Origin of the sequence: Citrobacter sp. RHBSTW-00570, from assembly GCF_013739755.1 — a bacterium.
GTDB classification, from domain to species: Bacteria; Pseudomonadota; Gammaproteobacteria; order Enterobacterales; family Enterobacteriaceae; genus Citrobacter; species Citrobacter braakii.
This window is the reverse complement of record NZ_CP056399.1, coordinates 4288176-4307137: the sequence shown is the minus strand read 5'-3', so window position 1 is coordinate 4307137 and position 18962 is coordinate 4288176. Positions and strand designations below refer to the sequence as shown.

Below are 18962 nucleotides of genomic sequence, written 5' to 3'. Positions count from 1 at the left end.
TGCGCTTACCGGGCTACAATCGATGTATGCCGGACCGCCATCCGGCATTTTCAGGCCAGCGTTTAGCTCACTGCACTGGCAATCCACGCTGATAGCTCGCGTAACTCTTTCTCCTGCCCTGGGAAATCAACCAGCAGCGCTTCGCACTCCTGTTGCAGCATATCAGCACGGTACAAACACCCCTGCAGACGACCCGCCAGCGCTTCTAACGGCGCGGGATTGAGGCTGTCGGTAAAGACCTGCGTACGGGTGATATGACCTTTTTCCACGTCGAAATGCAGCTCAACGCCGCCCCAGGTGAAACGCTCGTCCAGGAGATGCGAGAACGCAGGCGCCTGACCAAAATTCCACTCCCAACTGCTCTGACGGGCAAAGGTTTCGGCAAAGTTCGGCAGATCCGGGGTTTTGTCCGGCGAGATAATTTCCGCTTCGACACGTTCGCCGTAGTGGGCAAAAAAGGCTTCCGTGATGGCCTGACAGACCTGTTGATGGGTGATGCCCGGCAACAGCTCCGTTAGATTCGCTACGCGTGAGCGAACCGAGGTGATGCCTTTGGCGGCGAGTTTCTTTTTATCCGGATTGAGATAGTTTGCCAGGCGGCTGAGATCGGCGTTCAACAACAGCGTGCCGTGGTGGAATCCGCGGTCTTTCGTTTCCCGATAAGCAGAGCCGGAAACTTTGCGATCGCCGTCTGGCGTTTTCACGACCAGATCGTTACGCCCGGAGGCGTCGGCGTCTACGCCCAGCGCGTTCAGGGCATGGAGGACAATAGCGGTAGAGATGGTTTTGTCGTACTCCGGTTTACCGGCCATAAAGGTAAAGCAGGTATTGCCTAAGTCATGGAACACCGCGCCGCCGCCGCTGCTGCGACGGGCGAGCCGCACGTTGTCTTCTTCCATACGGCGGGTATTACACTCTTTCCACGGGTTTTGCGCCCGGCCAATCACCACCGTATCGGCGTTACGCCACAAGAACAGGACGCGCTGCGTGGCGGGCATCTGGCGAAAAATGCACTCTTCGACCGCGAGGTTAAACCACGGATCGTAAGAGTCTGAGATAAGCAGGCGTAGTGTCGTCATGGTCGATTTCCTTTCTGTTATTACTCTTTCTTCTCGTTGTCTTCTTCCTGTACCGGTTTGTTGGCGGTCAGCAGGAAAGGGGATTGCTGCCAGCGGGTGCGCTTGCCTTGCAATAAGGTACGGGTGAGCACCACGCCAATTGCCAGTGACAGAAGCAGCATTAGGCGTAAGATGTTGGTGGTGTTATCCACCTGCTTGGCTTCGGTGGCGAGCGTGTGGGTATCCAGCGTCAGGCGTAGATAGCCCAGCGGACCATTTCTTCCCTGAATGGGCTCGACAATCTGCTGGTTAAAATAGCCCCCGGCTTTTTTGCCGTCCAACGCCAGTCGGTCTCGAACGTTGACGCTCTCACCGGTGCGTGTAATCAGGTCTCCCTGTTCATCGTAGACCCCCGCATCCAGAATACGGCTACTTTCCGTGAGCTGCGAGAGTACCGCTTTAATGCGCTTTTCATCCGGGGTTTCGGTACGCATCAGCGGGGCGACGTTCAAGGAGACCTGGCGAGCCAGCGTGCGCGCCAGCTCTTCGAGCTGCGGATTACGCTGCTGTTGGTGGCTTTGACTAAACCAGGACGCGCCCTGCATCAGAGCAACGAGCAGCGCAAGGCAGGACAATACAATCACTGCACGATGAAGTCGGAATTTCAGTTTTGTGCGAGCCATATTCCACCTGCTGAAAATTTGAGACTTAATGTTGCCAGAAGCGCTGGTTACAGGGTAGCCTCATGCGTTATTTTCCCCTGATGATTCCGACCCGAACGATTTTACAGGAGCTTTAATGCCTAACATTACCTGGTGCGATCTACCTGAAGATGTTTCTCTGTGGCCAGGTCTGCCTCTCTCTTTAAGCGGTGATGAAGTCATGCCGCTGGATTACCACGCGGGCCGCAGTGGCTGGCTGCTGTACGGTCGTGGGCTGGATAAACAACGGTTAACGCAATACCAGAGCAAACTGGGTGCGGCGATGGTGATCGTGGCGGCGTGGTGCGTTGAGGATTATCAGGTGATTCGTCTGGCGGGCTCGTTAACGCCGCGTGCGGCAAAACTGGCGCATGATGCCAAACTGGATGTTGCGCCACTGGGTAAAATTCCGCATTTGCGCACGCCGGGTTTGCTGGTGATGGACATGGATTCAACGGCTATCCAGATCGAGTGTATTGATGAAATTGCCAAACTGGCGGGAACCGGCGAAATGGTTGCCGAAGTTACCGAACGCGCGATGCGCGGCGAGCTGGACTTTACCGCCAGCTTGCGCAGCCGCGTGGCGACGCTGAAGGGCGCTGATGCCAATATTTTGCACCAGGTGCGCGAAACGCTACCACTGATGCCTGGCCTGACTCAACTGGTGTTAAAACTGGAAACGCTCGGCTGGAAAGTGGCAATTGCCTCCGGCGGTTTTACCTTCTTTGCCGATTATCTGCGTAACAAACTACGTCTGACGGCGGCTGTGGCAAACGAGCTGGAGATCATAGACGGTAAATTCACCGGCAACGTGATCGGCGATATCGTCGATGCCCAGTACAAAGCCAACACCCTGACTCGCCTGGCGCAGGAGTATGAGATCCCAATGGCGCAGACGGTGGCGATCGGCGATGGCGCCAACGATCTGCCGATGATCAAAACGGCTGGACTGGGTATAGCGTATCATGCCAAACCCAAAGTGAATGAAAAGACGGAGATTACGATCCGTCACGCTGACCTGATGGGCGTGTTCTGCATTCTCTCTGGCAGCATGAACCAGAAATGATTTAATTGCCTGATGGCAAAGTGACCGTAGGCCGGATAAGCGCCCACGCTGTCCGGTAAACGCGCTAACGAAAGAGGTAAAATGTGGCCAAAGCTCCAAAACGCGCCTTTGTTTGTAACGAATGCGGGGCCGATTACCCGCGCTGGCAAGGGCAATGCAGCGCCTGTCAGGCCTGGAACACCATTACCGAGGTACGCCTTGCCGCGTCACCAACGGTGGGGCGTAACGAGCGGCTCAGCGGCTATGCCGGGAATGCGGGCATCGCAAAAGTGCAGAAGCTGTCTGATATCAGCCTTGAAGAGTTGCCGCGTTTTTCCACCGGATTTAAAGAGTTTGACCGCGTGCTGGGCGGCGGTGTGGTGCCCGGCAGCGCCATCCTGATTGGCGGTAACCCCGGCGCAGGGAAATCAACGCTGCTGCTGCAAACGCTGTGCAAGCTCGCTGAGCAGATGAAAACCCTGTACGTTACCGGCGAAGAGTCTTTGCAACAGGTGGCGATGCGCGCGCATCGACTCGGTCTGCCGACGGCGAATCTGAACATGCTGTCGGAAACCAGCATCGAACAAATTTGCCTGATTGCCGAAGAAGAACAGCCGAGGCTGATGGTTATCGACTCCATTCAGGTGATGCATATGGCGGATATTCAGTCTTCGCCGGGCAGCGTGGCACAGGTGCGCGAAACAGCGGCTTACCTGACCCGCTTCGCCAAAACGCGCGGCGTGGCGATTGTCATGGTCGGCCACGTCACCAAAGACGGCTCGCTGGCCGGTCCAAAGGTGCTGGAGCACTGTATTGACTGCTCGGTTCTGCTCGACGGCGACGCCGATTCTCGTTTTCGTACTCTGCGTAGCCATAAAAATCGCTTTGGCGCGGTGAATGAGTTGGGCGTCTTTGCCATGACCGAACAGGGGCTGCGTGAAGTTAGCAACCCTTCCGCTATCTTCTTAAGCCGTGGCGATGAAGTCACCTCCGGCAGTTCAGTGATGGTGGTCTGGGAAGGCACGCGCCCGTTGCTGGTGGAGATTCAGGCGCTGGTCGACCATTCGATGATGGCGAATCCGCGTCGTGTGGCGGTCGGTCTGGAGCAGAACCGTCTGGCGATTCTGCTGGCCGTGCTGCATCGTCACGGCGGCTTGCAGATGGCGGATCAGGACGTGTTCGTCAACGTGGTTGGCGGCGTGAAGGTTACCGAAACCAGCGCCGATCTGGCACTGCTACTGGCAATGGTTTCCAGCCTGCGCGACCGACCGCTGCCGCAGGACTTAGTGGTCTTTGGCGAAGTGGGACTGGCGGGCGAAATCCGTCCGGTACCCAGCGGCCAGGAGCGTATTTCCGAAGCGGCGAAGCACGGCTTTCGTCGGGCGATTGTTCCTGCCGCCAACGTGCCGAAAAAAGTGCCGGAAGGGATGCAGGTCTTTGGCGTTAAGAAGCTTACGGATGCTTTAAGCGTGTTTGACGACCTATAATAAAATACCCGTCGTCTTTCCGGCGGTATTGGGTATTACGTTTATTTTTACAGCAGGAGGCTCTTGTGTCATTTGATTATCTGAAAACCGCCATTAAGCAAAAGGGCTGTACCCTGCAACAGGTGGCAGATGCCAGTGGCATGACCAAGGGATATTTAAGCCAACTGCTGAATGCCAAAATTAAAAGCCCCAGCGCGCAAAAGCTGGAGGCGTTGCACCGGTTTCTCGGGCTGGAGTTTCCGCGCCAGCAGAAGAATATCGGTGTGGTATTCGGTAAGTTTTATCCGCTGCATACCGGCCATATCTATCTTATCCAGCGCGCGTGTAGTCAGGTCGATGAACTGCATATCATCATGGGATATGACGACACGCGCGATCGCAGCCTGTTTGAAGACAGCGCTATGTCGCAACAGCCCACGGTGCCCGATCGTCTACGCTGGCTGCTGCAAACCTTTAAGTATCAGAAAAATATCCGTATTCATGCCTTCAACGAAGAGGGTATGGAGCCGTATCCACACGGTTGGGATGTGTGGAGCAACGGGATCAAAACGTTTATGCAGGAGAAAGGGATCCAACCTAACTGGATTTACACCTCTGAAGAGTCAGATGCCCCGCAGTATCTGGAACATCTGGGGATCGAAACCGTGCTGGTGGATCCCAAACGAACGTTTATGAACATCAGCGGCGGGCAAATCCGTGAGAACCCGTTTCGCTACTGGGAGTATATTCCTACAGAAGTGAAGCCGTTTTTCGTGCGCACCGTGGCGATCCTCGGCGGAGAGTCGAGCGGAAAATCGACGCTGGTGAACAAGCTCGCCAATATCTTTAACACTACCAGTGCGTGGGAATATGGGCGTGATTACGTCTTCTCCCATTTGGGTGGTGATGAGATGGCGTTGCAGTATTCCGACTACGATAAAATCGCCCTGGGACAAGCCCAATACATTGATTTTGCTGTCAAGTATGCCAATAAAGTGGCGTTTATTGACACCGATTTCGTTACCACTCAGGCCTTCTGCAAAAAGTATGAAGGGCGTGAACACCCATTTGTGCAGGCCCTGATTGACGAGTATCGTTTTGACCTGGTGATCCTGCTGGAGAACAACACTCCATGGGTGGCGGATGGCTTACGCAGTCTCGGCAGTTCGGTTGACAGAAAAGCGTTTCAGTCGCTGCTGGTCGAGATGCTGCAGGAAAACAATATCAATTTTGTGCACGTTCAGGAGTCCGACTATGACGGTCGATTTCTGCGCTGCGTGGAGTTGGTGAAAGAGTTGATGGGCGAGCAGAGATAGCGTAAATGCCGGATGGCGTTGCGCTTATCCGGCCTACAAGTCGCACTAACCTCGTAGGCCGGATGAGGCGTAACGCCGCCATCCGGCGCTTAACGGTAATTACTTAGAAATACGCTTGTACTTAATACGCTTCGGCTCCAGCGCATCTGCGCCCAGCGTGCGTTTCTTGTACTCTTCGTATTCGGTAAAGTTACCTTCGAAGAACTCAACCTTACCTTCATCCTGGTAATCCAGAATGTGGGTCGCGATACGGTCGAGGAACCAACGGTCGTGCGAGATGACCATCGCACAGCCCGGGAACTCCAGCAGGGCGTTTTCCAGCGCGCGCAGGGTTTCGATATCCAGGTCGTTGGTTGGTTCATCAAGCAGCAGCATGTTGCCGCCAACCTGCAGCAGCTTCGCCAGGTGCAGACGACCGCGCTCACCGCCGGAGAGTTCGCCTACGCGTTTACCCTGATCAACACCTTTAAAGTTGAAGCGGCCTACGTAGGCGCGGCTTGGCATCTCGGTGTTGCCGATCTTCATGATATCCAGCCCGCCGGAAACTTCTTCCCACACGGTTTTGCTGTTGTCCATGGCGTCACGGAACTGGTCAACGGAAGCTAGCTTGACGGTTTCACCCAGCGTGATGGTGCCGCTGTCTGGCTGTTCCTGACCGGACATCATACGGAACAGGGTAGATTTACCCGCGCCGTTCGGACCGATGATGCCGACGATGGCGCCTTTCGGTACGGAGAAGCTCAGGTCGTCAATCAGAACGCGATCGCCGTAGGATTTACGCAGATTGGTTACTTCAACGACTTTATCACCCAGACGTGCTCCTGGTGGGATAAACAGTTCGTTGGTTTCGTTACGCTTCTGGTATTCGGTGTTGTTCAGCTCTTCAAAGCGTGCCAGACGGGCTTTACCCTTAGACTGACGGCCTTTAGCGCCCTGACGCACCCACTCCAGCTCTTTCTCAATGGATTTACGGCGAGCCGCTTCCTGAGACGCTTCCTGCGCCAGACGCTGATCTTTCTGCTCCAGCCAGGAGGAGTAGTTGCCTTCCCATGGAATACCTTCGCCGCGGTCAAGCTCCAGAATCCAGCCCGCAACGTTGTCGAGGAAGTAACGGTCGTGGGTAATCGCCACCACGGTGCCTTCGAAGTCGTGCAGGAAGCGTTCCAGCCACGCAACGGATTCGGCGTCCAGGTGGTTAGTCGGTTCGTCGAGCAGCAGCATGTCTGGTTTTTCCAGCAGCAGGCGGCACAGCGCGACGCGGCGGCGTTCACCACCAGAGAGGTTCTCAATTTTAGCATCCCAGTCCGGCAGACGCAGGGCGTCAGCGGCACGCTCAAGCTGCACATTCAGGTTATGACCGTCGTGCGCCTGAATGATCTCTTCAAACTTGCCCTGTTGCGCAGCGAGTTTATCGAAGTCGGCGTCCGGCTCGGCGTACTTTGCGTACACTTCATCCAGACCTTTCAACGCGTTAACCACTTCGGCAACCGCTTCTTCCACGGATTCACGAACGGTATGTTCCGGGTTCAGTTTCGGTTCCTGCGGCAGGTAACCGATTTTAATGCCAGGCTGTGGGCGAGCTTCACCTTCGATATCGGTATCAATGCCGGCCATGATGCGCAGCAGGGTTGATTTACCCGCGCCGTTCAGACCAAGAACACCGATTTTGGCGCCAGGGAAGAAGCTCAGTGAGATGTTTTTAAGAATATGACGTTTCGGCGGAACGACTTTGCCGACACGATGCATGGTATAAACAAATTGGGCCACGTTGGACTCGCCTCTTTATTTATCCCGTCATACTTCAAGCTACAGATGCGTTGGCTGTGAGTTACTCGGCTCATCCATGAGCCTCGCCCTTGCGGGCCGCTGCTCCGCAGCGTTCAAATCTGTTCCTGACAGATTTGTTGTTCCCCCCAGTCACGCACTTTGTACGCTCAGGGGATTTACTCCCTCGCCGCCTTGCTGCAACTTGAATTATTTAGGGCTAATTATTGGTAAATAGTTATCAAAGGCGAAGTGTAGCCTTTTTCATTGCCCAATCCCAGCCAGCAGATCTCACTCGCAACAAAAGTAAAAAAGTGTCCGTGACGTGGCGCATTCTGCAATGTCTGGTTAGCATGAACTAATTAAGCGGCATGATGCTGCACAGACGTAACATGAGAAGAGGAAGAGCTTGTGGACAAAGCCAATCAATTTACCTGGCGCCTGCTGGCGGCCAGCGTATGTCTGCTGACGGTCAGTCAAGTGGCGCGAGCCGATTCCCTGGATGAGCAGCGCAGTCGCTATGCGCAAATTAAACAGGCCTGGGATAACCGACAGATGGATGTCGTAGAGCAGATGATGCCCGGCCTGAAGAATTATCCTCTGTATCCTTATCTGGAATATCGTCAGATTACTGACGATCTGATGAATCAGCCCACCATTACCGTTACCAATTTTGTGCGCGCCAACCCGACGCTGCCCCCCGCGCGTACTCTGCAATCACGTTTCGTGAATGAACTGGCGCGACGGGAGGACTGGCGTGGACTACTGGCGTTCAGCCCAGAAAAACCGGGTACCACGGAAGCGCAATGCAACTATTACTTTGCGAAATGGAGCACCGGGCAAACCGAAGAGGCCTGGCAGGGCGCGAAAGAACTGTGGTTGAGCGGGAAAAGCCAGCCGAACGCCTGTGACAAATTATTCGGCGTATGGCGCGCCTCAGGAACTCAGGATCCGCTGGCGTATCTGGAGCGTATTCGTCTGGCGATGAAAGCCGGGAATACCGGTCTGGTCACGGCGTTGGCTGGACAGATGCCCGCGCAATACCAAACTATCGCTTCGGCGATCATCGCGCTGGCCAACGATCCGAATTCGGTGATGACCTTTGCACGCACCACTGGCGCGACGGATTTCACCCGACAGATGGCGGCGGTGGCTTTTTCCAGCGTGGCGCGTCAGGATGCGGAAAACGCCCGCCTGATGATCCCGTCTCTGGCGCAGGCGCAACAGCTGAATGACGAGCAAACCCAGGAGCTGCGCGACATCGTCGCCTGGCGTCTGATGGGTAATGACGTTACCGATGAGCAGGCCAAATGGCGCGATGACGCCATTATGCGCTCGAATTCCACCTCGCTTGTGGAGCGCCGTGTGCGCATGGCGCTGGGAACCGGCGATCGTCGTGGTCTGAATACCTGGCTGGCGCGTCTGCCAATGGAAGCAAAAGAGAAAGATGAGTGGCGTTACTGGCAGGCGGATCTGCTGCTTGAGCGCGGGCGCGAGGCGGAAGCCAAAGAGATCCTGCACCAGCTCATGCAGCAGCGCGGTTTCTATCCGATGGTGGCGGCACAGCGTCTGGGTGAAGAGTACGAGCTGAAAGTGGATAAAGCCCCGGCAAACGTTGACTCTGCGCTGACTCAGGGACCGGAAATGGCACGTGTGCGCGAGCTAATGTACTGGAACCTGGACAATACCGCGCGCAGTGAATGGGCGAATCTGGTCACCAGTCGCACGAAGTCTGAGCAGGCTCAGCTGGCGCGTTACGCGTTCAACAATCACTGGTGGGATCTGAGCGTACAAGCGACGATCGCCGGTAAGCTGTGGGATCATCTGGAAGAGCGTTTCCCACTGGCCTACAAGGATCTGTTTACACGCTACACCAGCGGTAAGGATATTCCGCCAAGCTATGCGATGGCGATAGCGCGTCAGGAAAGCGCCTGGAACCCGAAAGTAAAATCGCCGGTTGGTGCCAGCGGGCTGATGCAGATTATGCCGGGCACGGCGACGCATACGGTGAAAATGTTCTCGATTCCAGGTTACAGCAGCCCGAGCCAACTACTGGATCCTGATACCAACATCAACATTGGTACCAGCTATTTACAGTATGTCTATCAGCAATTCGGTAATAACCGCATTTTCGCGTCGGCGGCCTATAACGCCGGACCGGGGCGCGTTCGCACCTGGCTTGGCAATAGCGCGGGTCGTATCGATGCTGTCGCGTTTGTCGAAAGCATTCCATTCTCTGAGACGCGTGGCTACGTGAAGAACGTGCTGGCTTACGATGCGTACTATCGCTATTTCCTTGGTGATAAGCCGGAGTTGATGAGCGACGCAGAATGGCAACGTCGTTACTGATCGTGTCGGTTGTGTTATGCTATCGTACTCGTTAAAGAGTACAAAAGGGGGAGGCAAGCACGCTTCCCCCGCAACGATGGCGATAACTTATGACTCAGCAATCACCCTATTCGGCAGAGATGGCAGAACAGCGTCACCAGGAGTGGTTACGTTTTGTCGATCTGCTTAAACACGCCTATGAACAAGACTTACACCTGCCCCTGCTCAATTTGATGTTAACGCCGGATGAGCGCGAAGCGTTGGGCACGCGCGTGCGTATCATTGAAGAGCTGCTGCGCGGCGAGATGAGTCAGCGCGAGCTTAAAAACGAGCTCGGGGCGGGGATCGCCACCATTACACGGGGGTCGAACAGCCTCAAATCTGCACCGGTGGATCTGCGTCATTGGCTGGAGCAGGTGCTGCTAAAAAATGCCTGATGGCACTTCGCTTATCAGGCCTAAGGATGTGGCGCGGTTGTGGCCGGATAAGGCGAAGCCGCCATCCGGCACAACGCTATAAATACACTGCGTTATGAAACGGGCTGAGCGCCAGAATCACCGCCTGGTGGTATACGCTTGAGCGCGTCAGCTTGCCCGCGGTAAAGACGCCGATTGCGCCCTCTTTACGGCCAATCTCATCAATACCCGTGTAGTCCGACATCACCGGACCGAGCGCTTCGCCTTGACGGACTCTGTCGAGAATGACAGCTGGCAATGGCAGCGTGGCTGAACGGGCTTCGCCGCGCTGGACGCCATTATCAATCACCACCCAACTGAAGGTCGCATCGTCGTCAATTCCCGCTTCAATAGCGACCCAGAAATCAGCCTGCGGGTGCAGACGGCGCGCATTATCAACGCGATTTCGTGCGCCAGTGCGCGTTTCCTTGTTTCCGAAAGGTTGTTCCGGCACGCCACTCTCGACGGCGACGGGTTCAATATGGCAGGATCCTTCCCCGAAAATCTCTTCAAATGCCCGCAGAATTGCCTGAATTTTGGCAGGATTGGTGGTCGCAGAGATAACCTTGTGCATAATTAAGCTCAGTTTGAAAATTCATCGCATCGCAGTATAACGGAAAAAAAGCATGTTACAGGTATACCTTGTTCGCCATGGCGAAACGCAGTGGAACGCCGAGCGACGTATTCAAGGCCAGTCAGACAGCCCACTGACCGCTAAAGGTGAACAGCAAGCCATGCAGGTGGGCGAACGCGCCCGCACGTTTGGTATTACGCATGTCATCAGTAGCGATTTAGGTCGTACACGACGCACCGCAGAAATCATCGCCCAGGCCTGTGGCTGTGATATCACCTATGACTCACGTTTGCGCGAGCTGAATATGGGCGTGCTGGAGCAACGCCATATCGATACGCTGACGTCGGAAGAAGAGGGCTGGCGTCGCCAGTTGGTGAACGGTACGGTGGAGGGGCGTATTCCTGAAGGGGAATCGATGCAGGAACTGAGCGATCGCGTCCACGCGGCGCTGGCATCCTGTCTGGAACTGCCGCCGAGGAGTCGTCCGCTGCTGGTCAGTCACGGTATTGCACTGGGTTGTCTGGTGAGTACGATTCTGGGATTACCAGCATGGGCTGAACGTCGCCTGCGTCTGCGCAACTGTTCTATTTCTCGCGTCGATTACCAGGAAAGTTTGTGGCTTGCGCCGGGATGGGTAGTTGAAACGGCAGGGGACATCTCACATCTGGACGCCCCTGCGTTAGACGAACTGCAGCGCTAGCGGCGAATCGGAATCAGGAATTCGCAGCGCAGGTTGATCGGGCGATCTCCCGCTTTGGCATCTTCTGCCGGGTAGTATCGCTCGATATCCTGCCCTTTACGGCGCGTCAGGTTCAGCATTGGCATGCATGTGCCGTAAACCGTCAGGATAAACTCCTGTACACCGGTCCCCAGCCCTTCATAGGTAAACATCACATACTCGCCCCCTTGTAGCAGGATAGGCTGTGCCGACGGCACATAACCATTGGCCTGTTCCGGCGTCAGTGCTGTGGTGTAAAACACTTCCTGCTCGTCATCTTTTTCAATGCTCGGACGCGTTTCGTTCAGCCCGTACAGCACCGGTGGGATCGCAGGAGCCTGGCTAAGGAAGTCGCGCCAGAACTGAATTCGCATTTCATGACGGAAATCTGAAATCTGCTCCAGCGAGCAGGAATAGCTTTGCGTGGTGCCAAGCAGTTGCGTATCTTCCAGCGTGACAAACTCGTGCGCAGGCATGGCAAATTCACCCAGTCGCATAGGCGGGCGAATACCAAACGCGCTCCATTCCGGCGAACGGCGATACAGCGCAGGCGTCTGGGAAAACTGTTTCTTGAACGCGCGGGTAAAGGTTTGTTGAGAGTCAAAGCGATATTGCAGCGCAATATCCAGAATTGGGCGTGCAGTCAGGCGCAGCGCCACTGCGGATTTCGATAAACGACGGGCGCGGATATAGGCGCCAATAGCATGGCCCGTCACGTCCTTAAACATTCTCTGCAGGTGCCACTTGGAATAGCCTGCTTTTGCCGCCACATTGTCAAGCGACAAAGGCTGATCCAGATGACCTTCCAGCCAGATTAATAGGTCGCGAATAATGCCAGCCTGATCCATAAAATATCCTCATCCTTTCAACAACGAGTACCTGACGTCAGGTATGAGGATAATAGCATTTTTTGCTGTTTTAGCATTCAGTGTTTTTTTTGCTCATAAATGCTTTTTTCGATCATTCGAAAGCGTGATTATTGTAATCCTGTGATCTGTATACGTTTTATCTTAGAATGTCGAATAATTACACAGAGTAACTTTTAAAAATGGTAACAATATGAAATATAAGAGCTTAATCATTTCCTCAATTCTGCTGATGTTGGCGCAGGTCGTCCATGCGGAGCAGATTGGATCTGTCGATACGGTGTTCAAAATGTTTGGGCCGGATCATAAAATTGTGGTCGAAGCGTTTGACGATCCTGATGTTACCAACGTGACCTGCTACGTGAGCCGGGCGAAGACCGGCGGCATCAAAGGTGGGCTGGGGCTGGCGGAAGATACCTCCGATGCCGCCATTTCCTGTCAGCAGGTGGGGCCGGTAGAACTGAGCGACAGAATCAAGAACGGCAAAGCGCAGGGCGAAGTGGTATTTAAAAAACGTACCTCGCTGGTGTTTAAATCCTTACAGGTCGTGCGTTTTTACGACGCGAAACGTAATGCCCTGGCCTATCTGGCCTATTCAGATAAAGTGGTCGATGGATCGCCCAAAAATGCCATCAGCGCGGTGCCCATCATGCCGTGGCGGGAATAACAAGGAAGCAAAATGCAACAACCGTTGATCTGGTTGGTTGAGGATGAGCAGGGCATCGCCGATACGCTCATCTACATGCTGCAGCAGGAAGGTTTTAGCGTGGAAGCGTTTGAGCGCGGGTTACCTGCGCTGGAGAAATCTCGCCAGCGTTGTCCTGATGCAATCATTCTGGATGTCGGACTACCAGATATCAGCGGTTTTGAACTGTGTCGACGCCTGCTGGAGCGGCATCCAGCGTTGCCGATCCTGTTTCTGACCGCGCGTAGCGATGAGGTGGATCGCCTGCTGGGGCTGGAAATTGGCGCGGATGACTATGTTGCCAAGCCTTTCTCACCGCGCGAGGTGTGCGCCCGCGTGCGTACGCTGCTGCGGCGGGTGCAGAAATTCTCTGCCCCTTCATCGACGACGCGTTGCGGCGATTTTGAACTTAATGAGCTGGCCGCGCAGATTACCTGGTTCGGCAAGCCGTTAAACCTGACGCGCTATGAATTTCTGTTGCTGAAAACGTTGCTGTTGTCGCCGGGGCGCATTTACTCACGCCAGCAGTTGATGGATTTAGTCTGGGCCGATGCACAGGACACCTTTGACAGAACGGTCGATACCCACATTAAAACGCTGCGCGCCAAGCTGCGGGCTATCAACCCTGAGCTTTCCCCCATCAATACGCATCGCGGTATGGGATATAGCCTGAGGAGCGTCTGATGCGCATTGGCATGCGTTTGTTGCTCGGCTATTTTCTGATTGTTGCCGTCGCCGCCTGGTTCGTTTTGTCGATCTTTGTACAGGAAATTAAACCAGGCGTCCGCCGGGCAACCGAAGGCACTTTGATTGATACCGCCACACTGCTGGCTGCGCTGGCGCGCGATGACTTGCTCTCTGACTCTCCCGCCAACGGCAAGCTGGCGCAGGCATTTTCGCAACTGCATAACCGCCCATTCAGCGCCAATATCAGCGGCATTAACAAAGTCCGTAATGAATACCATGTCTACATGACGGACGCGCAGGGTAAAGTGTTGTTTGATTCCGCAAACCAGGCTGTCGGTCAGGACTATTCTCGCTGGAACGACGTGTGGTTAACCCTGCGTGGGCAATATGGCGCCCGCAGTACGCCGCAAAACCCGAACGATCCGGAAAGTTCAGTGATGTACGTGGCCGCGCCGATCGTAGACGGCGGACGTATTATCGGAGTGCTTAGCGTCGGTAAACCGAATGCGGCGATGGCGCCGGTGATTAAACGCAGTGAACGGCGGATGCTGTGGGCCAGCGCCGTATTGCTGGGCATTGCCTTAGTGATTGGCATCGGGATGGTATGGTGGATAAACCGCTCCATCGCCCGGCTGGCGCGCTATGCCGACTCCGTTACCGAGAATCGCCCCGTCCCACTGCCTGATTTAGGTAGCAGCGAGCTACGTAAACTGGCGCAGGCGCTGGAAAGTATGCGACTGAAGCTGGAGGGCAAAAACTACATTGAGCAGTATGTTTATGCGTTAACGCATGAACTGAAAAGTCCGCTGGCGGCCATTCGCGGCGCGGCTGAGATTTTGCGCGAAGGTCCGCCGCCGAACGTGGTTGCGCGCTTTACCGATAATATCCTGACGCAAAATGCGCGCATGCAGGCGCTGGTCGAAACCCTGTTACGCCAGGCGCGGCTGGAGAATCGACAGGACATTACGTTGACGCCAGTGGCGGTAGATGCGCTGTTTGCTCAGCTCAAAGAGGCGCGTAGCGTGCAACTGGCGGCAAAAAACATCACGCTTACCATTATGCCTTCATCGCTTAGCGTCGCCGCCGATCCTGCGTTACTGGAGCAGGCATTGGGGAATTTGCTCGACAACGCTATCGACTTCACGCCACAGGACGGGACGATTACGCTGAGCGCGCATCAGCAGGATGAACTGGTCACGTTGCAGATAATCGACAGCGGCAGCGGAATCCCCGACTTCGCGTTGCCGCGTATTTTTGAGCGTTTCTATTCGCTGCCCCGTGAAAATGGGCATAAGAGCAGCGGTTTAGGGCTGGCGTTTGTCAGTGAGGTTGCGCGACTGCACGAGGGGACGGTGACATTGTGCAACCGACCACAAGGCGGCGCACAGGCCTCGTTTACGCTTCACGCTCACTTCACATAACTTCAAATTCTCCGCACATAGCTGCTCTACCTTGCTGATATTGCAAAGGAGAACGCTATGTTTAAATCACCCCTGTTTTGGAAAATAGTCACCTTAGGTGGCGCAATACTGCTGCTGTTAATTCCGCTGACGATGGTCAGGCAGATCATCGTGGAGCGATCGGATTACCGCGATGAAGTCGAAGATGCTATCCGACAGAGCACAAGCGGGCCGCAAAAGATGGTAGGACCGTTGATAGCCATTCCGCTAACGGAACTTTACACCTCACTGGAGGATGGCAAAGAAATCCAGCGTAAGCGTAGCTATATCCATTTCTGGCTGCCGGAGTCGTTGGTAGTTGAGGGGAATCAGAACGTTGAAGCGCGTAAAATCGGTATTTATGAGGGCCAGGTCTGGCACAATGATGTTTCGGTGAAGGCTGAGTTTAACGCCGAACGGTTGAGTGATTTAAATCATCCAAATATCAGCATCGGCAAACCGTTTATTGTGGTTGGCGTGGGGGACGCGCGTGGGATTGGCGTGGTAAAAGCGCCGCAGGTCAATGGAACGTCGCTGGCCGTTGAGCCTGGGACTGGGCTGGATGGACGTGCGCAGGGGATCCACATTCCGCTACCCGATGCGAGCTGGGCTGAGCAAAATCTGAGCATGGCGTTGTCGCTTAATTTGAGCGGAACCGGCGATTTCTCCGTCGTTCCGGTTGGACGTAACAGTGAAATGACCTTAACCAGCAACTGGCCGCATCCCAACTTTCTTGGGGACTTCCTCCCGGCTAAGCGCGAAATTAGCGAATCAGGATTCAAGGCTCAGTGGCAAAGCAGCTGGTTTGCGAACAACCTCGGCGAGCGCTTTAACGACGAAAAGATTGGTTGGCTGGGCATGCCAGCGTTTAGCGTCGCCGTCGCCACGCCAGCAGATCAGTATCAGTTAACGGACAGGGCGACAAAGTATGCCATCCTGCTGATTGTGCTGACCTTTATGTCTTTCTTCGTCCTTGAAAGTATGACCAATCTGCGCCTGCACCCGATGCAGTATCTGCTGGTGGGGCTATCGCTGGTAATGTTTTATCTGCTGCTGCTGGCAATGTCAGAACACATCGGTTTTACGGCGGCGTGGATAACGGCAAGTCTGGTGGGGGCGTTGATGAACGGTGTGTATCTGCAGGCGATATTGCAGGGCTGGCGGAACAGTATTTTGTTCACCGTGGCGCTGCTGGGGCTGGATGGTGTGATGTGGGTGCTGCTACGTTCACAGGATAGCTCTTTACTGCTGGGAACCGGCGTGCTGTTGTTCGCGCTTTGTGGGGTAATGTTCCTGACGCGTCATCTTGACTGGCACTCGCTGGCACAGCCAAAAACAAAGCCAAAATCTACAGAACTTCCAGAACTTCAGCCTGCGCAGAGCGACGAATTTCGCTTGTGGAAATAGGGGAGTAGGGAAATGAAAAACGGCGCATAAAGCGCCGTTTTTATACCAGTGAGGATTGAATTAATCCTGCAGGTCGCCGCAGAAACGGTAGCCTTCACCGTGAATGGTGGCGATGATTTCTGGCGTATCCGGCGTTGATTCGAAATGCTTACGAATGCGGCGGATCGTCACGTCAACGGTACGGTCATGCGGCTTCAGTTCGCGACCGGTCATTTTTTTCAGCAGTTCTGCGCGAGACTGGATTTTGCCCGGATTCTCACAGAAGTGAAGCATGGCGCGGAATTCGCTGCGTGGCAGTTTATACTGCTCACCGTCAGGACCAATCAGAGAGCGGCTGTTGATGTCCAGCTCCCAGCCATTGAACTTATAGCTTTCGACGCTACGGCGTTCTTCGCTGACAGTACCCAGGTTCATGGTACGGGACAGCAGGTTACGAGCACGGATAGTCAGTTCGCGCGGGTTAAACGGCTTGGTGATGTAATCGTCTGCGCCGATTTCGAGGCCGAGAATTTTATCGACTTCGTTATCACGGCCCGTCAGGAACATCAGCGCAACGTTAGCTTGTTCGCGAAGTTCACGCGCTAACAGCAGGCCATTTTTCCCAGGCAGATTGATATCCATAATCACAAGGTTGATATCATATTCAGAGAGAATCTGATGCATTTCCGCGCCATCTGTCGCTTCGAATACATCATAGCCTTCTGCTTCGAAAATGCTTTTCAACGTGTTGCGTGTTACTAACTCGTCTTCAACGATAAGAATGTGCGGGGTCTGCATGTTTGCTACCTAAATTGCCAACTAAATCGAAACAGGAAGTACAAAAGTCCCTGACCTGCCTGATGCATGCCGTAAATTAACATGATCGGCGTAACATGACTAAAGTACGTAATTGCGTTCTTGATGCACTTTCCATCAACGTCAACAACATCATTAGCTTGGTCGTGGGTAGTTTCCCTCTGGACCCGACAGTGTCAAAAACGGCTGTCATCCTAACCATTTTAACAGCAACATAACAGGCTAAGACATGCCGGACACCCAATAAAACTACGCTTCGTTGACATATATCAAGTTCAATTGTAGCACGTTAACAGTTTGATGAAATCAACGTATCCAAATGTTTGCTTTCATCACAAAATTGCAATATTACAACTAGTTGCACGAGCAAATTAATAAATGTAATGAATCCAACCAGTGCGATCCATTTTAAATTAAATTATCATGGATAAACAGAGGGATATGCAACTTTTGTTAACATAAAAAGCAATAGTACACCCGGGAAATAGTTTAGCATTTTTTAATGGATGCGAAATGCTTTTTCAGTGATTTCTGTTAAAAATATGTAAATTCGCTCTGCGTAATATGTTGAAGCACGTCACATTTTTCCTTGCAGACTGGCCAAAAAGAGTATCGAAATGCGTTTAACAATTATTCTGGTTGCCCCCGCCAGAGCGGAAAATATTGGTGCGGCTGCCCGCGCTATGAAGACCATGGGGTTCACCCAATTACGCATCGTTGACAGCGAAGCCCACCTGGAACCCGCCACGCGATGGGTCGCGCATGGTTCTGGCGATATTATTGATAATATTAGCGTTTTTTCAACGTTGGCGGAGGCGCTGTACGACGTAGATTTTACCGTCGCGACCACTGCGCGTAGTCGGGCGAAGTTCCATTACTACGCTACGCCGGTCGAACTGGTTCCTCTGCTGCAGGAAAAATCAACGTGGATGGATCATGCCGCGTTGGTTTTTGGTCGTGAAGATTCAGGGCTGACCAACGAAGAATTGGCCTTGGCGGATGTACTCACCGGTGTACCTATGGTGGCTGACTATCCTTCACTCAATTTGGGGCAGGCGGTGATGGTGTATTGCTATCAATTAGCAGGTTTAATACAACAACCCGTCAAAAACATTGAGGTGACGGATGAGCTTCAGCTACAGGCATTGCGCGCGCGCGTTTTGCGTTTATTAGCCACGCTGAACGTTTCTGACGACATCAAGTTGACGGACTGGCTGCAACAGCGAATGGGTCTGTTAGGGCAGCGAGATACGGCAATGTTGCACCGTTTTTTACATGATATAGAAAAAAGCATCGCGAAATAAAGTATCGAACTGTTTTTACTGTGTGGTGTTTTATTCTGGATTCAAGTAGGGGTGACATACTGTATTGGTCGAAACTAAAAGGGCAAGCAGTTGCTCGTGAACAAGTTTCGGAATGTGACCAATTTAAAAATTTATTGACTTAGGTCAGCAGATACTTTAACCCTAAAAGAATACAGGACAGATAATAAATAATTACAGAGCACACAACATCATGAAACGCATCAGCATCACTATTACCACAACCATCACCATTACCACAGGTAACGGTGCGGGCTGACGCGTACAGGAAACACAAGAAAAAGCCCGCACCTAAACAGTGCGGGCTTTTTTTTCGACCAAAGGCAATGAGGTAAA

The 18962-nt window shown here is 53.7% G+C and carries 19 protein-coding genes and 1 other annotated feature; of the genes, 13 read left to right on the top strand and 6 right to left on the bottom strand.

Annotated elements, in window-relative coordinates; genetic code table 11:
• Nucleotides 1-62 precede the first annotated feature (62 nt).
• Together lplA and HV237_RS20425 are read right to left on the bottom strand one after the other, a co-directional pair.
• Nucleotides 63-1079, bottom strand: coding sequence for a lipoate--protein ligase LplA (gene lplA / locus HV237_RS20430; RefSeq protein ID WP_016155635.1), 1017 nt, complete (start codon nucleotides 1077-1079; stop codon nucleotides 63-65).
• A 20-nt stretch (nucleotides 1080-1099) separates the two neighbouring features.
• Entirely contained in the window at nucleotides 1100-1741 is a 642-nt protein-coding gene (locus HV237_RS20425; RefSeq protein WP_016151612.1) for a YtjB family periplasmic protein, read from the bottom strand.
• Between the two features lie 115 nt (nucleotides 1742-1856).
• On the opposite strand from HV237_RS20425, the gene serB reads away from it, so the two are divergent.
• The 3 genes from serB to nadR all read left to right on the top strand — a co-directional run bounded on the left by serB (nucleotide 1857) and on the right by nadR (nucleotide 5586).
• Entirely contained in the window at nucleotides 1857-2825 is a 969-nt protein-coding gene (serB, locus tag HV237_RS20420) for a phosphoserine phosphatase (RefSeq protein ID WP_047358373.1), read from the top strand.
• 83 nt (nucleotides 2826-2908) lie between these two features.
• On the top strand, nucleotides 2909-4291 hold the full coding sequence (gene radA / locus HV237_RS20415; protein ID WP_047358372.1) for a DNA repair protein RadA: 1383 nt from the start codon (nucleotides 2909-2911) through the stop codon (nucleotides 4289-4291).
• 65 nt (nucleotides 4292-4356) lie between these two features.
• Nucleotides 4357-5586 (top strand): multifunctional transcriptional regulator/nicotinamide-nucleotide adenylyltransferase/ribosylnicotinamide kinase NadR, encoded by a 1230-nt coding sequence (gene nadR, locus HV237_RS20410; RefSeq protein ID WP_047358371.1) that lies wholly within the window; start codon nucleotides 4357-4359, stop codon nucleotides 5584-5586.
• A gap of 99 nt (nucleotides 5587-5685) precedes the next feature.
• On the opposite strand, the gene ettA is transcribed toward nadR, so the two are convergent.
• Nucleotides 5686-7353 carry an energy-dependent translational throttle protein EttA gene (gene ettA, locus HV237_RS20405; protein WP_003019019.1) on the bottom strand — a complete coding sequence of 556 codons (1668 nt, stop codon included), beginning with the start codon at nucleotides 7351-7353 and terminating at the stop codon, nucleotides 5686-5688.
• Between the two features lie 408 nt (nucleotides 7354-7761).
• Between ettA and sltY the strand changes: the two genes are divergently transcribed.
• The gene (sltY, locus tag HV237_RS20400; protein ID WP_047358370.1) at nucleotides 7762-9699 is read left to right on the top strand and encodes a murein transglycosylase; all 1938 of its coding nucleotides are present in this window, start codon (nucleotides 7762-7764) and stop codon (nucleotides 9697-9699) included.
• An 89-nt stretch (nucleotides 9700-9788) separates the two neighbouring features.
• Nucleotides 9789-10115 carry a trp operon repressor gene (gene trpR / locus HV237_RS20395; RefSeq protein WP_019078321.1) on the top strand — a complete coding sequence of 109 codons (327 nt, stop codon included), beginning with the start codon at nucleotides 9789-9791 and terminating at the stop codon, nucleotides 10113-10115.
• 76 nt (nucleotides 10116-10191) lie between these two features.
• Here the strand turns inward: trpR and yjjX are convergent, their stop codons facing one another.
• Nucleotides 10192-10707, bottom strand: coding sequence for an inosine/xanthosine triphosphatase (yjjX, locus tag HV237_RS20390; RefSeq protein ID WP_047358369.1), 516 nt, complete (start codon nucleotides 10705-10707; stop codon nucleotides 10192-10194).
• A gap of 52 nt (nucleotides 10708-10759) precedes the next feature.
• On the opposite strand from yjjX, the gene gpmB reads away from it, so the two are divergent.
• A complete protein-coding gene (gene gpmB / locus HV237_RS20385) occupies nucleotides 10760-11407 on the top strand; it encodes a 2,3-diphosphoglycerate-dependent phosphoglycerate mutase GpmB (protein WP_047358368.1) in 648 nt (215 codons plus the stop codon).
• Here gpmB and robA read toward each other — a convergent pair.
• A complete protein-coding gene (gene robA / locus HV237_RS20380) occupies nucleotides 11404-12273 on the bottom strand; it encodes an MDR efflux pump AcrAB transcriptional activator RobA (protein ID WP_003837295.1) in 870 nt (289 codons plus the stop codon). The two genes, gpmB and robA, sit on opposite strands and share 4 nt — an antisense overlap.
• A 211-nt stretch (nucleotides 12274-12484) precedes the next feature.
• On the opposite strand from robA, the gene creA reads away from it, so the two are divergent.
• From creA to creD, 4 genes are read left to right on the top strand one after another with little or no spacing between them, the layout of a single operon-like run.
• On the top strand, nucleotides 12485-12958 hold the full coding sequence (creA, locus tag HV237_RS20375) for a protein CreA (protein WP_016155640.1): 474 nt from the start codon (nucleotides 12485-12487) through the stop codon (nucleotides 12956-12958).
• 12 nt (nucleotides 12959-12970) lie between these two features.
• Nucleotides 12971-13660: a two-component system response regulator CreB gene (gene creB, locus HV237_RS20370; RefSeq protein WP_016151622.1), complete on the top strand. Its 690-nt coding sequence runs from the start codon at nucleotides 12971-12973 to the stop codon at nucleotides 13658-13660.
• A complete protein-coding gene (creC, locus tag HV237_RS20365) occupies nucleotides 13660-15084 on the top strand; it encodes a two-component system sensor histidine kinase CreC (protein WP_019078322.1) in 1425 nt (474 codons plus the stop codon). The genes creB and creC overlap by 1 nt, the downstream gene beginning before the upstream one ends.
• 57 nt (nucleotides 15085-15141) lie before the next feature.
• Nucleotides 15142-16509, top strand: a complete 1368-nt coding sequence (gene creD / locus HV237_RS20360; protein WP_047358367.1) for a cell envelope integrity protein CreD — start codon at nucleotides 15142-15144, stop codon at nucleotides 16507-16509.
• A 60-nt stretch (nucleotides 16510-16569) separates the two neighbouring features.
• Here creD and arcA read toward each other — a convergent pair whose 3' ends face one another.
• Nucleotides 16570-17286: a two-component system response regulator ArcA gene (arcA, locus tag HV237_RS20355; RefSeq protein WP_001194359.1), complete on the bottom strand. Its 717-nt coding sequence runs from the start codon at nucleotides 17284-17286 to the stop codon at nucleotides 16570-16572.
• A gap of 95 nt (nucleotides 17287-17381) precedes the next feature.
• On the opposite strand from arcA, the gene yjjY reads away from it, so the two are divergent.
• From yjjY to thrL, 3 genes are all read left to right on the top strand, one after another.
• On the top strand, nucleotides 17382-17522 hold the full coding sequence (gene yjjY / locus HV237_RS20350; protein ID WP_042998021.1) for a protein YjjY: 141 nt from the start codon (nucleotides 17382-17384) through the stop codon (nucleotides 17520-17522).
• A 399-nt stretch (nucleotides 17523-17921) separates the two neighbouring features.
• Nucleotides 17922-18608 carry a tRNA/rRNA methyltransferase gene (locus HV237_RS20345; RefSeq protein WP_047358366.1) on the top strand — a complete coding sequence of 229 codons (687 nt, stop codon included), beginning with the start codon at nucleotides 17922-17924 and terminating at the stop codon, nucleotides 18606-18608.
• A gap of 206 nt (nucleotides 18609-18814) precedes the next feature.
• Nucleotides 18815-18941, top strand: a sequence feature (Thr leader region).
• On the top strand, nucleotides 18820-18885 hold the full coding sequence (gene thrL, locus HV237_RS20340; protein ID WP_032337689.1) for a thr operon leader peptide: 66 nt from the start codon (nucleotides 18820-18822) through the stop codon (nucleotides 18883-18885). (Overlaps the previous feature by 66 nt.)
• Nucleotides 18942-18962: the final 21 nt, after the last annotated feature.

Coding starts and splice junctions, on each gene's coding strand:
- lplA (WP_016155635.1), bottom strand. CDS start 1,079: ATGACGACACTACGCCTGCTTATCTCAGACTCTTACGATCCGTGGTTT.
- HV237_RS20425 (WP_016151612.1), bottom strand. CDS start 1,741: ATGGCTCGCACAAAACTGAAATTCCGACTTCATCGTGCAGTGATTGTA.
- serB (WP_047358373.1), top strand. CDS start 1,857: ATGCCTAACATTACCTGGTGCGATCTACCTGAAGATGTTTCTCTGTGG.
- trpR (WP_019078321.1), top strand. CDS start 9,789: ATGACTCAGCAATCACCCTATTCGGCAGAGATGGCAGAACAGCGTCAC.
- yjjX (WP_047358369.1), bottom strand. CDS start 10,707: ATGCACAAGGTTATCTCTGCGACCACCAATCCTGCCAAAATTCAGGCA.
- gpmB (WP_047358368.1), top strand. CDS start 10,760: ATGTTACAGGTATACCTTGTTCGCCATGGCGAAACGCAGTGGAACGCC.
- robA (WP_003837295.1), bottom strand. CDS start 12,273: ATGGATCAGGCTGGCATTATTCGCGACCTATTAATCTGGCTGGAAGGT.
- creA (WP_016155640.1), top strand. CDS start 12,485: ATGAAATATAAGAGCTTAATCATTTCCTCAATTCTGCTGATGTTGGCG.
- creB (WP_016151622.1), top strand. CDS start 12,971: ATGCAACAACCGTTGATCTGGTTGGTTGAGGATGAGCAGGGCATCGCC.
- creC (WP_019078322.1), top strand. CDS start 13,660: ATGCGCATTGGCATGCGTTTGTTGCTCGGCTATTTTCTGATTGTTGCC.
- creD (WP_047358367.1), top strand. CDS start 15,142: ATGTTTAAATCACCCCTGTTTTGGAAAATAGTCACCTTAGGTGGCGCA.
- arcA (WP_001194359.1), bottom strand. CDS start 17,286: ATGCAGACCCCGCACATTCTTATCGTTGAAGACGAGTTAGTAACACGC.
- yjjY (WP_042998021.1), top strand. CDS start 17,382: ATGACTAAAGTACGTAATTGCGTTCTTGATGCACTTTCCATCAACGTC.
- HV237_RS20345 (WP_047358366.1), top strand. CDS start 17,922: ATGCGTTTAACAATTATTCTGGTTGCCCCCGCCAGAGCGGAAAATATT.